Below are 14893 nucleotides of genomic sequence, written 5' to 3'. Positions count from 1 at the left end.
TTTTTGTTCGCCACTCATATTCTTAGCCTCGCGCAAAGTAACTGTTCATCACATAGCCGTACTTGGTGGTGTGGTCGGCCAATACTTTACCTAGCACTTCACCGTAATCACTGCGCCAATCATTCATCAGTTCTGCCAGTACGGAAGCCCATGTGGTGACTTTTACTCCAGCTTGAGTTAAGCGAGCAATCGTGACTTCTTGAACGGTTTTGTTCCACGTACCTGAAGCATCGATCACCGCATACACATCGTAACCTTCTTCGATGGCGGATAGAGCAGGAAACAGCAGGCAAACGTCGGTCACAATACCGGCCATGATGATTTTCTTGCGCCCTGTTTTTTCAATAGCTTGTTTGAATGCAAGGCTATCCCATGCGTTGATCTGACCTTCACGCTCAATCACTTCTGTTCCCAAAATCTCTGGAATCTCGGGCATGATTGGCCCGTTTGGCCCCTCTGGTAAGCTCGCGGTGATAACAGACGGAAGGTTAATCGCCTTGGCCATTTTGCTCAGTGCCACAATGTTGTTTTTCAGCACGGTTGGGTGTTCGTCTCCTAATCCAACCATTAAGCCTGTTTGGTGGTCGATCATCGCAAGTACTGCGTTTTCTGGTGTTAAGAATTCTGAGAATGGTTTTGAGTTGGTCATAGTGTATCCCTCACTGATTTTTGTGGTTTGTCTCTACCCAAATAACAATTGGGTAGAGCTGATGTATGGGTAATTAAGTTATTCGGTGTAGATCAAAATGAGCTGGCTTTCGCTGGTGGCCGTGAACGTTAAGTCATCGGTACGGATCAACGTGCCTGCTTCTATGGTTTGTCCGTTCACTTGAGCTGCGCCAACGCTAAGATAGGCGAGTACTTCTCCTGCATGAGTTGTGGCTTGGCCTTCTCGCGCTAGCAACACGTCGATGACGGTGTGGCTGGCAAAGGTATCTTGCTCTGAATCGTGGCCACCGTAGACGCGAGTGCGCTCTCCTGGTGTAGGTTGATACACCTTGTAACCTGCTGGTTGCCCTTTGGTTTCTGGTAGAACCCACAGTTGAATCATTTGGTTGGGTTTGTCGTCGGGGTTAACTTCGTTATGAGAAAAACCTTCTCCGCCAGCGCGCTGTACTTGAACATTGCCAGCGCTAAGCCCCTGCCCATGTTCAAGCGAACCGGCATGCTCGATTCGCCCTTTTGCCATCACGCTGATCACGTCGATTTCATGGTGTGGGTGCATACCCGTTTCGCCATAAGGCTGAAAGTTTGCATCGGCCAGATAGACAAAGTGGCCAATACCGTTAAAGGACGCGGCGTTTTTACGAGCGCCAAACACACGTTGGTCCATCACTAGCTGCTTTTCTTTAAGACCAGCAAAGCCACCTTGGGGTAGTTGAGAAAGAGTAAGCAATTCCATATCAAGCTCCAGTGTTTTGATTCGTTGTCGATGGAGTTAGATTAGTTTGTTGCTATAGATTGATATATAAGCGCATTGATATAACATTGTTCTAAAAATGGTAACAATAAAGTGGGAAACCTCAGTAAGGTGGAGGAAAGAATGGAAGCGAAGAGATACGATATTAACGACATGATGGTATTCGCTACTGTCGTCGAAACTGGCAGCTTTACTGCAGCGGCAGAATCGATGGGGTTACCTAAATCGAACATCAGCCGTAAAGTGTCGCGTTTGGAGTCGGAATTAGGTGTGCGCTTGCTTGAACGCTCTACGCGTAGCCAACATCTTACTGAAGTGGGTGAGCGGTACTATGCATACTGTCAGAGAATCAAAGAGGAACTAGAAGCTTCCCGACTCGCGGTGGAAACCTTACTCGAAAAGCCGCAAGGTCGGTTGAAAGTGTGCGCGTCTGTGGCAATTGGGCAGGGGATGTTGGCGCCATTGTTGGCTCATTACTATCAACAATACCCAGATGTACAAGTGGATTTGGACCTGACCAATCGACGTGTTGACGTGCTTGAAGAAGGCTACGATGTGGTGATTCGCGTCGGGGAGCTGCCGAGTTCGAACTTGATTGCGAAAAAGCTATGTCAGTTAAAGTTAGCGTTGTACTGTGCTCCGTCTTACGTTGAGCAGGCTGGGCTGCCAGTTCAGCCGGGCGATCTCACTCAGCACCAGTGTTTGCTTATGAGTGCCAAAGAGCGCAAACCGGTTTGGCAGCTATCTTCACTGTACGACACAACGTCCTTAGTTTCTAATCAATCAAGCCCGTCGGTTTCTGTGGCGTTTGCTCCTGTTCTGGAATGCGATGATTTTTCGGTACTCAAACAGCTTGCACTCGATGGAATGGGGATCACCGAGCTTCCACAATACCTAGCTAACGGCTCTGTTGAATGTGGTGATTTGGTGGAAGTGCTGCCTGAATGGCAATTTTCTCCGGTCGATTTATACGCGATTTACCCAAGCCACCGTGGGGCGACACCCAAAGTGCGCTCTTTTCTCGATTTTGTTCATGACAAACTGTCGCCTTTTCGTGGCGAAATAGGCAGTTCTCGCTAACATTAGTAGTGAAACCCGGAAAAACTAGATATAACAACATCAGGGTGGTTGGCTATGGAAAAGGTTGTGGACTTAAATCGTTGGCATAAAGAGCACGTGAAAACCGCGCAAGATCTCCAAGAAGTGTTTACCGAGATCCAGATGCGTTATCAAACGGATCCGTTTCCAGATTACGCTCATCGTGTGGAAAAGCTGCAAAAGCTCAAGCAAGCGTTAAAGGCGCATCAAACAGAGCTAATTCAAGCCATCAGCGAAGATTATGGCTATCGAAGTGAGTTCGATAGTTTGATTTGCGATATTCTCCCGGCCGTCAACCATATTCACTATACCTTATCTCACCTACGTAAATGGATGCGGCCAAAGCGCCGTTCTTCTGGGTTACTGCTCGCTCCATCTCAGACCACAGTTCATTTTCAACCGCTTGGTGTGGTTGGTGTCATCGTGCCTTGGAACTTTCCTATCGTATTGAGCTTGGCTCCGATTGTGACAGCCATAGCAGCCGGTAACCGAGTCATGGTGAAGTTAAGTGAGCATACGCCGAAAGCCAATCGAGTATTAAGTGATGTGTTTGCGTGTTTAAGTGACGACATTCAGCCAGTTGAAGGGGAGGCTGAAATCTCGGCGCTATTTAGCCAGTTGCCGTTCGATCATATCCTGTTTACCGGGTCGACCGCAGTTGGTCGTTTGGTAGCACAGGAAGCGGCTAAAAACCTTACTCCAGTTACCTTAGAGCTCGGGGGGAAATCACCGGCCATCGTTGCTAAAGATGCCGATATCACTTCTGCGGTCGATGCGATTATGCTGGGGAAAAGCATTAATGCGGGGCAAATTTGTGTCGCTCCCGACTATGTTTTTGTTCCTGAGGGCAAAGAACATTCCTTCATCAACACTTACTTGAAACGCTTCGATTCAGCGTTTGCTAAGCGCAACCAGCAGCGAGAAGTGACCCATATTGTGAACAATGGCCAATATCAACGTTTACAGAGTTATTTATCGGATGCGCGAAGTAAAGGGGCGAAAATTCACACCATTGAAGCAGAACCCAGCACAGGGAGACAAATGCTGCCTCACTTGGTCAGTAACGTTACCTTCGACATGCGCTTAATGCAGGAAGAGATCTTTGGCCCGATACTTCCAGTCGTTACCTACCGCCACATCAACGAAGTTACCAGCTATATTAATAGCCGCCCAAGGCCACTGGCGCTTTATTTGATGAGTGGAAGTAAGACGCTGCAACAACAGATCTTGCAGCAAACGCATAGTGGTGGCGTGTGCTTCAACGATACACTTCTGCACCTTGCCGCAGACGATGCGCCGTTTGGTGGGATTGGAGAGTCGGGAATGGGGCAATACCATGGTATTGAAGGGTTCAGAACTTTTTCCAAAGCTAAGACGGTGCTTACCACACCACAATGGTTACCACGTAGTCGAATTATCTTACGCTGGCGAAATCTTGCTCAAAAAGCCCTGTCTACGTTGTTTATTCGCTAGTTTCTAGAGGTCTGCCCTTTTTTCACCGATGAGAAAGGGCTACTATCCACCTGCCTGTTTGGGCAAAGTAATACCTAGGCCAACAATTATGTTGGTACTTTAATTTTTATTCTCAGGGCGGGGCGGAATTCCCCACCGGCGGTATATCCATTTATTGGATCAGCCCGCGAGCGCTCGATTCGTCGAGGTCAGCAGATCTGGTGAGAAGCCAGAGCCGACGGTTATAGTCCGGATGAGAGAGAATGGAAACACACTCACCTGCATCGTGTCAGGAGGGTGCATTTCGTTTTGGATTTTATATCCCTCATACAGCCCTGATTCTGGTGATATTTAGGAGTTTAACCATGAATCAGTCTTCTCTACTTGCCGAGTTCGGCGATCCAATCACTCGTGTTGAAAATGCACTGTCTGCTTTAAAAGAAGGCCGTGGTGTTTTGTTGTTAGACGATGAAGATCGTGAAAATGAAGGCGACATCATCTACTCGGTAGAGCATCTAACTAATGCGCAAATGGCACTGATGATCCGCGAATGTAGCGGCATCGTGTGTCTATGTCTGACGGACGAGCAAGCGACCAAGCTTGACCTTCCGCCAATGGTCGTAAATAACAACAGCGCAAACCAAACAGCGTTTACCGTTTCAATTGAAGCGAAAGTTGGCGTGACAACGGGTGTTTCAGCGCAAGATCGTGTGACAACGATTAAAACGGCGGCCAACCCGACTGCTAAACCTGAAGATTTGGCAAGACCAGGTCACGTATTCCCACTACGTGCTCGTGCTGGTGGTGTATTGACTCGTCGTGGTCATACCGAAGGAACCGTGGATCTGATGCAAATGGCTGGCTTACAGCCTGCTGGCGTTCTATGTGAAGTGACTAATCCAGATGGAACAATGGCAAAAGCGCCTGAAATTGTGGCGTTCGGTAAGCTGCACAATATGCCAGTACTGACGATTGAAGATATGGTTCAGTACCGCACAGAGTTCGATCTTAAGCTTGCATAATTGACCTTTTGGAGAGGCAAGTGTTGGTTTCAACCTTGCTTCTCTAAAATTGAAAGTATTTCCTAGAAACTCAACTATATTTTAGTCAAACAATAATTGTGGTTGGCTAATTTATGAAAAGTTTACATATATCTATTCTATTTCCCTTTCTGTTAATAGGGTGTTCCTCTCCCAGCACCATGAGTGTCATTGACGGGATCACCTATACCGCTAAAAACGAGGGTGGTTTTCGCGCCCCGATACGGCTTAAATACCCTTTACAAACAACTCAAGTGAGTTTGGATGGGCAGCTTGATTATGAAGTCGGTGATATATGCTTAGCTTCGCGGTATCGCTCTCCAAAAACAGCGCTATGTATAAAAGATGCTCTGTCAAAGGAAGACTATAAAATCGAACATGCAGTGTATGGGCAATTGACACCTAAGACAGCGAGTAATGCTTCAATTCTGCAGGCGACATCGGAGCTTGATGCGAAACTCGTTACCTTGATTTCACGACAAATAGCTGTGGGTGAATGCCAGAATAACGCTGATGATAAAAACACGAGTTCTGAGCAAGAATGTGAAACACAAACGCAAGTTTATACAGAGGCAAAAGTGGAAGCGGATCAGGCCAAAGCCACGCTTCAAAAGGCTTTAACTCAACAAAATGTTCGAGTGTATAACTGGAGTGATAAATATGAAGTGAAAGGTGATGTTTTAGTCCCTGTCAAAGGTAGCGCCAATGCTTCCGTTGGTGGTGAGAGTAGCGGCTATACCATTGTTGATGGGTTTCGAACTTCTACGCTTCACACGCATTGTTTAAAGAAAGCAAAGATCAAAGAGATTGAGAAATACTCAAATAGCAGCTATTTAAAAGTCGTGACAAAAACTATGGAAGCTGAATCTATTTATTTTAGCGCGTCACAGGCGAAGTTTGCTCGAATTAAAGCAGAATACGGTCAGTCATTAAGTGATGCACAGCTTGCAGAAATAGAGATGACATTAGATATGGCCTCTAACATCAGTAGCCAAGGGCATTTAAAAAGGACTAAAAAAAGTGATGATAGCTCTGGTCTCTGCATGACTTACTTTGCGGTACTCACGGATCTTTCAGATATGCCAACTTGCAAAGAATAGAATAATTAGTCTCTCCAGAGTAAAAAATGGCCAGCATATGCTGGCCATTTTTTGTTTAGGTTAAGGGGTTAGGCTTGTTGAGGCTCGGCGTTTATCTCACCTGATTGCCCTTTCTTGCCTAGGATGCGGCTGGTAATGGTGCCGGCGGTCATCGCACCCGATACGTTCAGGGCGGTACGCGCCATGTCGATAAGAGGTTCGATTGAGATAAGAAGCGCGGCGATAGTCACAGGTAGCCCCATTGCTGGAAGTACGATAAGCGCAGCAAAGGTTGCACCACCACCTACGCCAGCAATACCGAATGAGCTAATGGTAATGATTGCGATAAGTGACAAAATGAAATTGATGTCAGTCGGGTCGATACCTACCGACGGCGCGACCATTACTGCCAACATGGCTGGGTAGATACCCGCACAGCCGTTCTGACCAATGGTTGCACCAAAAGAAGCCGATAAGTTAGCGATCGCTGGCGGCACATTCAGCTTAGTGATTTGCGCTTCTACGTTAAGTGGAATGGTTGCTGCTGAACTGCGTGACGTAAAGGCGAAAGTGAGCACTGGCCAGATTTTCTGAAAGTACTCTTTCGGGCTGACGCCAACAAAAGAGACCAAAATGCCATGTACGACAAACATCAGCGCAATGGCGACATAAGACGCAACGATAAAGCCGAGCAAGTTTAATATGTCAGACGCGCTTGAAGTCGCAACCACTTTTGCCATCAATGCAGCGATACCATAAGGCGTTAGCGCCATGATCATTTTTACTAAACGCATTACGATAGATTGGCTTGCTTCAACAAAGGTGCGAATCGGAGATTCCAGTTCTTCTTTTTCCGCCATGACTTTACGTGCAGCAATGCCCGTTAGCACGCCAAAAATAACCACAGCGATAATCGAAGTAGAGCGAGAACCAGTCAGGTCGGCAAATGGGTTGGTTGGAATAAATGATACCAACATCTGAGGAATGGTTAGATCGCTAACTGAGCCGGCGCGGTTCTCGAGCACTGCAATACGTGCTGTTTCACGCGCACCTTCTGTTAGCCCTTCAGCCGAGAGACCAAATGCTTGTGTGACCACAATACCGATAATGGCTGAAATTGCAGTCGTGGCTAACAGTACCGAGATAGTCAGCCCTGAAATCTTGCCAAGTGAGCCGCCTTTTTCTAGCTTCACTACGGCTGCAATCATCGACACCAATACCAACGGCATGATGATCATTTTCAGTAAGCCGACATAGCCTCGGCCGACAATATTCACCCACTCTAGAGTTTGAGCGACGACGGTACTGCTTTCTCCAAATAGAAGTTGTAGCGCAAGGCCAAAGCCACTACCTGTGACTAGCCCAAGTAGTACCAAGCGTGAGAGTGTGTTCCCTTTCTTCTGCAGTCCATAGAGGAAGACGAGGATAAATGAAAATACCGCCAGCGAAGCGATAACAGCAATAAGCATTATTGATTGTCCTTGTTATTTATTCTGAATTGATAATTTATGTGAATGTTTTATGGGTTGTTATTCTGTAAAGGTACAAATTATGTTGTTTGGGATGAAATGAAAAAAAGGTATGAAATATAAGAAAAAGGCATTAAATGACTTGGATTCAATTTGATGAGTGAATCGAGGTTGCGAAATGTTTCATTGGTTTAAAAAGGGGCCACCATAAATAGGTGACCCAAGCAGTGAATGAAGAGCACTAGAATCAAGGCCCTAGTGTGCCGTTGCTAATGAGGGTGAGTCGACTCTCTGGCCAAGGCGCATCATCCATGTGGCGGCAACAAGAACGATGATGCCTACGATAACAAAGCCATACTGTGTGGTGTCGGTGTGCGCTAAAAAAGCGATCAGCACGTAGCTTAAACTCTGGACTAGAGTAGAAAACATCACCAGCCCTCCATCGACACGACCTCTCTGCTCCATAGCAATGGTATGGTGCATCCAGTTGGTGCGGGCAATGCGGTTAAGTGCATTGAAAAAGCCAAAACCTAGCGTCAGTAACACGATATACAAAGGTTCTACCATTCCTCCCATCGCCAGCAGCAAACCTGCAAGTACTAACATTGAATATTGCATTATGCGTAGATGAGAACCTGTGGAGAGGATTTTAGATACCATCAAACCTGTGATCAGCGAACCGAGTCCAAATGCAATGTTATACCACGCGACCCAAGAGCCGGAGACCTGTTGCTCGGCAAACCAAATAGGGACCAGTTTGCCCAAAAACGTCAGAACTGGATAAGACAAGCATGACACAAGCAACACGGCGTAAAACGCAGGTTGTTGGCTGAAAATAGTCTTTATTTCGGTGACTTGCGCTATAAATGGTGTTTTTTGAGAGCGACGGATTTTTTGTGCATAGGGAGTGACCACATAGCTCATCGTTGCAATACCAGAGGCTATGGCGGCGAACAGTGCAAATTCAAACATGCCCCACATCTCGAGTAATACAATGCCCAATGCGCCGGCACCCAGTGTAGTTCCTTGCATCACCACTTCTTGATAGCCGGATATTTTCGCGTATTCCGATTGCTGGTAGTTCTCTTGGGTAAACGCATTATTGGCATTCCAAGCCACGTTACTGGATACCCAAAACACCAACTGGGATGCGGCCAATATCCATATCGAGCCACTACCAAAAAGGTAGCTCAGCATGACAATCAGTGCGGTTGTCGATTGCAGTGCCTGAACGGCGATAAGAACCTGTTTACGTGAATGACGATCGATAAGTGTTGAGAAAAACGGTGTGGTCATAAATGAAATCGCGGTACAGGCAAGCGCCAGTAATGCGACAAACGTGCCCATATTAGGTTGCTGCAGCATTAGCCAAGGCAGTGCCATCATAAACAAGCCGGAGCTGATGCCATCAAAGAAGCGAGCTATGAGATATGGAGTTGATTTGTGCTGAGTACTCACCACCCAGCGATTCTTGGCTTGCTGCCCTGTTAGTAGTTTAACCATCGTTGCTTTTCTCCGTGCAATCCAACTGACTGGCTGCTACTCTAATACCTAAAGTTAACTTGAGGTAAGGTGCTATTTTCACTTTTTTGAAAGAATGCTGATTCGAGGGGGTAACAATGGAAATGAGTGTTGGGGAAGTCGCTAAACGCGCGGGTGTCGCGGTTTCTGCGTTGCATTTTTATGAACAAAAAGGCTTGATCACAAGTTGGCGTAATCAAGGCAATCAAAGGCGCTATCACAGTAGCGTGCTCAGAAGGGTGGCGGTGATCAAAGCTGCTCAGCAGGTTGGCTTAACCTTAGAAGAGATCTCTGATGCCATGTCACACTTGCCATTGAATCAAGCGCCCAATAAGCAGCAGTGGGAAGAGATGGCGACAAGTTGGCACGATTTGCTCGAACAGCGAATTGAGCGCCTGCAATCACTGCAAAGTAACCTCAGTGGCTGCATTGGCTGTGGTTGTTTGTCGCTTGAAAACTGCAGCCTGCGTAACCCTGATGATGTGCTAGGAGAAAAAGACACGGGGTCAGTATTGCTGCCTTAATTTTCTGAATGCTTTAGCAGTGACGTTATGGTTGAAAATAACCAACTGTTGAGTGGCGAATCTCTTTTAGCGCGGCGACAGGACATGACATAAGTCACTTCTAACCCTTCTAAGTGACGAGTATCAACCACGCGGCAGCCTTTCGGGACATTGTGCATAAACGTTAACCCGAAATGGTCTGACTGCAAAACAATATTGTGGCTCATAACCGGATTTTCTACTTCCACGGCTGGAGAGATGTGGTAACCAATATGTTTGAGCCTATCTAGCATTCGATATTTATGATCGTTCCAGCCAGGCGTTTGCAGCACGACCATTGGGTACGCTATTAGCTGCTCCAAAGTTTGCGCGGGATGATCATTTCTAACAAAGAATACTGCCCTATCTGTAGTGATGGTTCGTTGGTACAGAGATTGGGGCATAGAGTCGTCCAACGCATGTATCGCAATGCAGTTTTCTCCCTCTAATAACTGTCTTTTGGGTTCCTCCCCCCAACGTAAGAACGAAAATTTTGCATGTGGTGCTTGTAGTGCTAGATATAGACGGTCGCCAAAACGACTCCAGAACAATGTGTTGGCATAGATGGTGATGTGTTCTGACAGCGTACTCGGTGAAAACTGCTGGTGCTGAATGGCGTCGGCGTTTCTTAAAATGGCATCAAAGTGATGGATATTGGCATCCATAAAGCTAGTTGGCTCGAAGCCACTCTTAGTTTGGACAAACAGCGGATCATCAAGTTGGCTTTTTAGCTTAGACAATGTTTTGCTAATAGCCCCGCTCGTTTTGCCCATCGCTTCAGCAACCAGCCCAACATTTTTTAGCTGGTACATCTTTTTGAGTACCACAATGTTTTGAATATCTAGATTCATAATGATTCCGATGTCATCTACTGGCAATTATAGTAGCGCAAGCCTCATCAGAGACACCATGACTTATACCTAATATTGCGAAGGGTGGTAATGGATTTCCGGATCGGAAATCTTGGTTTTCCTCGTGGCGGCAGGGGAGTTGGCTTAAGGTAGACACGTGCAAGAGATAAGGGCGGTGATTTAGCCCCTACCTTGGACTCTTAATTGTTTTAGGAAGCGTTAACCCCGCTTTATATTTTTAGGTTTTTTTGGCCAGCAGGATGCTGGCCTTTTTTTGTTCGAAGTGTCCACTCTATTTGTCATCTTCAGTGAAGGGGAGAAAGTTCTCAAATTGGGCACTGCCTAATTGAATATGCTATGGGGAATAATCAATTTCCGGATCGGAAATCTTGGTTTTCCTCGTGGCGGCAGGGGAGTTGCCTTAAGGTAGACAGGTGCAAGAGATAAGGGCGGTAGTTTAGCCCCTACCTTGGACTCTTAATTGTTTTAGGGAGCGTTGACCCGCTTTACACTTTTAAGTTTTTTGGGCCGGCAGGACGCTGGCCTTTTTTCTTCGTATTATCCACTCTATGTTTCGTCTTCAGATAGAGGGAGGTGGATATCAAACTGAGCCCCACCTAAGTGACTTTGCTGTACTGAAACCTGACCTCTATGACGTTCAACAATCTGTTTTACTATCGCGAGACCAAGCCCGAAGCCATTGTGTTGCTTGTTACGAGAAGAATCGGCGCTATAAAACGCATCGAAGATAAACGGCCAATGTTGTGACTCAATTCCGCTCCCGTCATCCTCAATACGAATCACCGCTTTATGTGGTTGCTTGATGACAGTGACCTCGATACGGCTTTTCGCATAGCGGTTGGCGTTGTTAATCAGGTTGCTAAGTGCTCTTGCCCATAGAGAAGTATCTATATCCGTATAACAAGGTTCAGATTGATTCACGCTCACAGCGATGCCATTGGGTGTGTTGGCTTTGTTCATTGCCATTTGAATCGTATCGTTGATGTTTATTCGCTTAACATCTAGCACGGCATCGGGGCGTTCTACTTTGGCAAAGTAAAGCAGCTCCCCCACCATGGATTCCATTTCTTCGGTGTCTTCGACGATACTGGTCACTTTTTTATATTGAGCAGGTGTGAGTTCATCGTCCAAAAGCATTTCTGCTTGCCACTGCATACGAAAAATAGGCGTGCGAAGGTCGTGAGCGATAGCGTTGGTGAGCGCTCGGTTACTAGTGATCAAATGGCTGATCTTGTCTGCCATGAGGTTAAAACTTTTGTTCAAGGTGCCTACAGCATATTTACTCTGAGTGGGAGCTCGTGCAGACAAGTCGCCTTCGGCAAACTGCAGAGTTGCCTGTTCCAGTTGTCGAACTCGGCGGTTAAGAAACCATATCAAACACACTGAGTACAACAAAAAGCCGGCGAAAATGAAGCTCCAAAGAATATTGTCATCGAATGAGATCGCTTGCCTAAGTTCTGTCGATTCATCTGGCAACACACTATAGACAGTTGGACTATCGGCGAGCTTCAGCCAAAAGTGGTAATCACTGTCGTAAAAAATGGGTTTATCTGGTGAGGATTGAGAGAAGTAAGCACGAACATCATCAGGCAGGTCGCTGACCGCGTACGCGGTGAGGATTTTATCAGTTTTGTCGACAACGTTTTGTAGGGCTTGAACACCTTGCTCTGCACCTTGGTTGACGTAGATATTGGTAATTAACTCCTGAAACGCTTCTCCCTCAAGTTCTTTGAGGACTTCATCGTAGTCGGTGTATACATTGTAAATAATCACTTCATAGGCGGTCAGGCTTAAACCAAATAGAATAAATAGCCCTAATAAGGATTCTAGGTAGATACGGCGCATAGTGACCTCAATGAGCGTTAGGAAGAAACATTACCAAGCATCAGGGACGAACAAGTAGCCTTTGCCTCTTACGGTAATGATACGTTGTGGTGTTGCCGAGTTGTCGCCGAGCTTTTTGCGCAGCGCTACCACTTTGTTATCAATCGTGCGGTCGATTCCATCATACTCAATACCTCTTAACGCTTGCATGAGCACGTCTCGTGAGAGAGCTTCATCAGGTGACGATGCGAGAATCCATAGCAAATCAAACTCACTGTCGGACATATCGACGGCATCGCCTTGCAGCTGACAATGCTTTCGAGACTTATTCAAAGCCAGCTGACCAAACGACAGCGTGTTTACTTGCTCTTCTTTGGCTGCTGATTCGGCAGGCGAACGTCGTAGCAACATTCGCATTCTTGCTAACAAAACTCGTGGTTTAATCGGCTTGTTAACAAAGTCATCGGCGCCAATTTCCAATGCAGCAACATGGTCGAAGTCGTCATCGCTGGCGGTGAGCATGAGTACTTTACCTAAGTACTGTGTCCGAATCTGTCGGCAAATTGTCAGGCCATCGTCACCGGGTAGCATTAAATCGAGCAATACGATATCCGGCTGTTGAGTGATGATCGCCTCAACGGCACCTTCACCATCGGCGAACGTAGTAACTGTGAAGTTCTGTTGGCAGAAATATTCACTCAACATGTCGCGTAGTTTCATGTCGTCTTCAATGATAAATAGCGTATGTAAGTTGCTCATAATTCCTCTGCCAATTGAGCGATAGCCAGTAAGGGTAGTCTGCACCACGATGGATTAGGATGCAAAAACAGTAGGAAACGAGTGGATTATCTAGAGGATCGCCACGGTGTGAGCTCATGGCGCCGGATCTGGTTTATTGAGTTAACGTTACACTGGCATACGCTTGTACCGCTTTCGTTGCTTCAAGGTTACTGCGTTGTAAGCGGCGGTAATGATTGAGTGTGAGGCTCAGATACTTTTCAGCGATCAATGCTTGTTGACCGGATTCGGACTGCCAGAGCTTACACCCGACGGCTGAAATAGGTTGACTGCTTCCCTTACTGGCAAGTAGCACTTCATAAATGCGCTTGTTGTCCTCGACCAGTGATTCGTTTTTCATCCCATAGCCAAGTTCCGACAAGGTGTTGCGCAGCGTAAATTGTTGATAGACCGGGCACAGCAGGAAATCGATCTCGAGATCTTGGTTGGCTTCTGCAATCGCTTGGCATAGCTGAGCCGTAAGCTCGCCGCCGACACCCCCTATGATGACTAAGTGGCGACCACCAAACTCATTCAGGGGCAGGGTGGCGACATCAATACAGTGTGTATGCCAACGGCTGTTAAGATTCGCAGGGAAACGCTGTTTGAGGCGCAGTTCTAGTTTGTCCATCAGTGTCGGTACAATATCGACAAAGTGTATGTTTGGCGCTTTGCCGCTGCTCAGTAACGCGGCCCCCAATAAACCGTGGTCACAGCAACAGTCCCAAATATGGTCGTAACCGGTTTCAACCATGGACTCAATACGCAGGAGCCGCTTCTTTAACTTCATAGTGTTGATTGCTTCAAATAAAACCGGCGCGATTATAGTCGATCAAAATAGTCTTTTACGAATGAAATAAAGGTTCTTAACCGTTTAGGTTGGTATTTATCTCTTGGGTAGATGGCAGAGAAATCGACGGTCGGGATCTTCCAGTGCTCAAACACTTCTTGCAGCTCGCCTTCTGCTATTTCGTCTTGGCAGTAAATGGTGGGGACTCGAATAATACCGTTGCCGTTTAAAGCACCTTTAACTAGCACTCGACCATTTTTGCACTGTAAGTGGCCATGGACTTGCGTGTCGACTTTTTGGGTGTCGTCGCAGCTGATAAAGCTCCACTTTTTCACCGAGCCGGTTAAGCAATGGTGCTGAGCCAACTCTTTTGGGTGACTTGGTGTGCCATAACGCTGTAAGTATTTCGGGCTTGCCAGTGTGCCCATTTCAATATCCAGTAGCTTGCGTGCGACGAACCCGGCGTCGTCTAGCTTGCCCATGCGAAAGGCGATATCAAAGTCCTCTTCAATCAGGTCGACTCGATGGCTACTGAAATCGAGGTCGATGCTGACATCTGGGTGCTTAAACATAAAATCACTCGCAACTTGAGCGATCAGTTCTTCGCCTAAATAGCCACCGACACAGTTGATTTTGATTTCACCTCGAACCGACTCCACGTCGTCGACAGCGGCGAGCAAGGCTTGATCAATACCATGCAACGACTGCTCACATTGTTGGTAGAACGCCTTTCCGGCGTCGGTCAGTTTCAAAGTCCGAGTGGTTCGTATCAGTAAGGTGACGCCCATCTGAGCTTCTAGATTACTGATTTGGCGAGAGACATGAGAGCGAGAAACTTCTAGTTCTTCTGCCGCTTTGGTGAAGTTCCCAAGCTTGGCAATCAGGACGAAAGAGCGAATATCGGCAAGGTTGATCTGGTTAATCATAATGATGGCCCTACAAGTAATAGTCTTTATTGTTGCTATATGGCAACAGTGTTTCAACTAATGGTGTATATATCAACAATAAT

14 protein-coding genes and 1 riboswitch are annotated in these 14893 nt (G+C 46.7%); of the genes, 5 read left to right on the top strand and 9 right to left on the bottom strand.

Going from position 1 to position 14893, the window contains the following annotated elements:
• Positions 1–22: 22 nt before the first annotated feature.
• Complete coding sequence (locus tag ACXABW_RS20450) at positions 23–649, bottom strand: isochorismatase family protein (protein WP_457525306.1); 627 nt, start codon at positions 647–649, stop codon at positions 23–25.
• A gap of 78 nt (positions 650–727) precedes the next feature.
• Entirely contained in the window at positions 728–1402 is a 675-nt protein-coding gene (locus tag ACXABW_RS20445; RefSeq protein ID WP_457525305.1) for a pirin family protein, read from the bottom strand.
• A gap of 141 nt (positions 1403–1543) precedes the next feature.
• Here ACXABW_RS20445 and ACXABW_RS20440 point away from each other — a divergent pair, with 141 nt between their 5' ends.
• From ACXABW_RS20440 to ACXABW_RS20425, 4 genes are all read left to right on the top strand, one after another.
• A complete protein-coding gene (locus ACXABW_RS20440; RefSeq protein WP_457525303.1) occupies positions 1544–2500 on the top strand; it encodes a LysR family transcriptional regulator in 957 nt (318 codons plus the stop codon).
• 54 nt (positions 2501–2554) lie between these two features.
• On the top strand, positions 2555–3991 hold the full coding sequence (locus tag ACXABW_RS20435) for a coniferyl aldehyde dehydrogenase (RefSeq protein ID WP_252032279.1): 1437 nt from the start codon (positions 2555–2557) through the stop codon (positions 3989–3991).
• A gap of 104 nt (positions 3992–4095) precedes the next feature.
• Positions 4096–4239, top strand: a riboswitch (FMN riboswitch).
• A gap of 96 nt (positions 4240–4335) precedes the next feature.
• Positions 4336–4992, top strand: coding sequence for a 3,4-dihydroxy-2-butanone-4-phosphate synthase (gene ribB / locus ACXABW_RS20430; protein WP_252032276.1), 657 nt, complete (start codon positions 4336–4338; stop codon positions 4990–4992).
• Positions 4993–5105: 113 nt separating this feature from the next.
• Positions 5106–6110: a hypothetical protein gene (locus tag ACXABW_RS20425; protein ID WP_457525301.1), complete on the top strand. Its 1005-nt coding sequence runs from the start codon at positions 5106–5108 to the stop codon at positions 6108–6110.
• 68 nt (positions 6111–6178) lie between these two features.
• Here ACXABW_RS20425 and ACXABW_RS20420 read toward each other — a convergent pair whose 3' ends face one another.
• Together ACXABW_RS20420 and ACXABW_RS20415 are read right to left on the bottom strand one after the other, a co-directional pair.
• Complete coding sequence (locus tag ACXABW_RS20420) at positions 6179–7558, bottom strand: L-cystine transporter (protein ID WP_457525299.1); 1380 nt, start codon at positions 7556–7558, stop codon at positions 6179–6181.
• 255 nt (positions 7559–7813) lie between these two features.
• A complete protein-coding gene (locus tag ACXABW_RS20415; RefSeq protein ID WP_457525297.1) occupies positions 7814–9061 on the bottom strand; it encodes an MFS transporter in 1248 nt (415 codons plus the stop codon).
• Between the two features lie 116 nt (positions 9062–9177).
• On the opposite strand from ACXABW_RS20415, the gene soxR reads away from it, so the two are divergent.
• Positions 9178–9603, top strand: a complete 426-nt coding sequence (gene soxR, locus ACXABW_RS20410; RefSeq protein ID WP_252032268.1) for a redox-sensitive transcriptional activator SoxR — start codon at positions 9178–9180, stop codon at positions 9601–9603.
• Here the strand turns inward: soxR and ACXABW_RS20405 are convergent.
• From ACXABW_RS20405 to ACXABW_RS20385, 5 genes are all read right to left on the bottom strand, one after another.
• Positions 9600–10478 carry a LysR family transcriptional regulator gene (locus ACXABW_RS20405; RefSeq protein ID WP_457527154.1) on the bottom strand — a complete coding sequence of 293 codons (879 nt, stop codon included), beginning with the start codon at positions 10476–10478 and terminating at the stop codon, positions 9600–9602. The two genes, soxR and ACXABW_RS20405, sit on opposite strands and share 4 nt — an antisense overlap.
• Before the next feature lie 561 nt (positions 10479–11039).
• Complete coding sequence (locus tag ACXABW_RS20400) at positions 11040–12338, bottom strand: sensor histidine kinase (protein WP_457525295.1); 1299 nt, start codon at positions 12336–12338, stop codon at positions 11040–11042.
• A gap of 30 nt (positions 12339–12368) precedes the next feature.
• On the bottom strand, positions 12369–13076 hold the full coding sequence (locus ACXABW_RS20395; RefSeq protein WP_457525293.1) for a response regulator: 708 nt from the start codon (positions 13074–13076) through the stop codon (positions 12369–12371).
• A 133-nt stretch (positions 13077–13209) separates the two neighbouring features.
• A complete protein-coding gene (locus tag ACXABW_RS20390) occupies positions 13210–13884 on the bottom strand; it encodes a tRNA (adenine(22)-N(1))-methyltransferase (RefSeq protein ID WP_457525291.1) in 675 nt (224 codons plus the stop codon).
• 32 nt (positions 13885–13916) lie between these two features.
• The gene (locus tag ACXABW_RS20385; RefSeq protein ID WP_457525290.1) at positions 13917–14810 is read right to left on the bottom strand and encodes a LysR family transcriptional regulator; all 894 of its coding nucleotides are present in this window, start codon (positions 14808–14810) and stop codon (positions 13917–13919) included.
• Positions 14811–14893: the final 83 nt, after the last annotated feature.

The organism is Vibrio paucivorans, from assembly GCF_054053395.1.
This window is presented reverse-complemented; position numbering and strand designations above follow the sequence as displayed.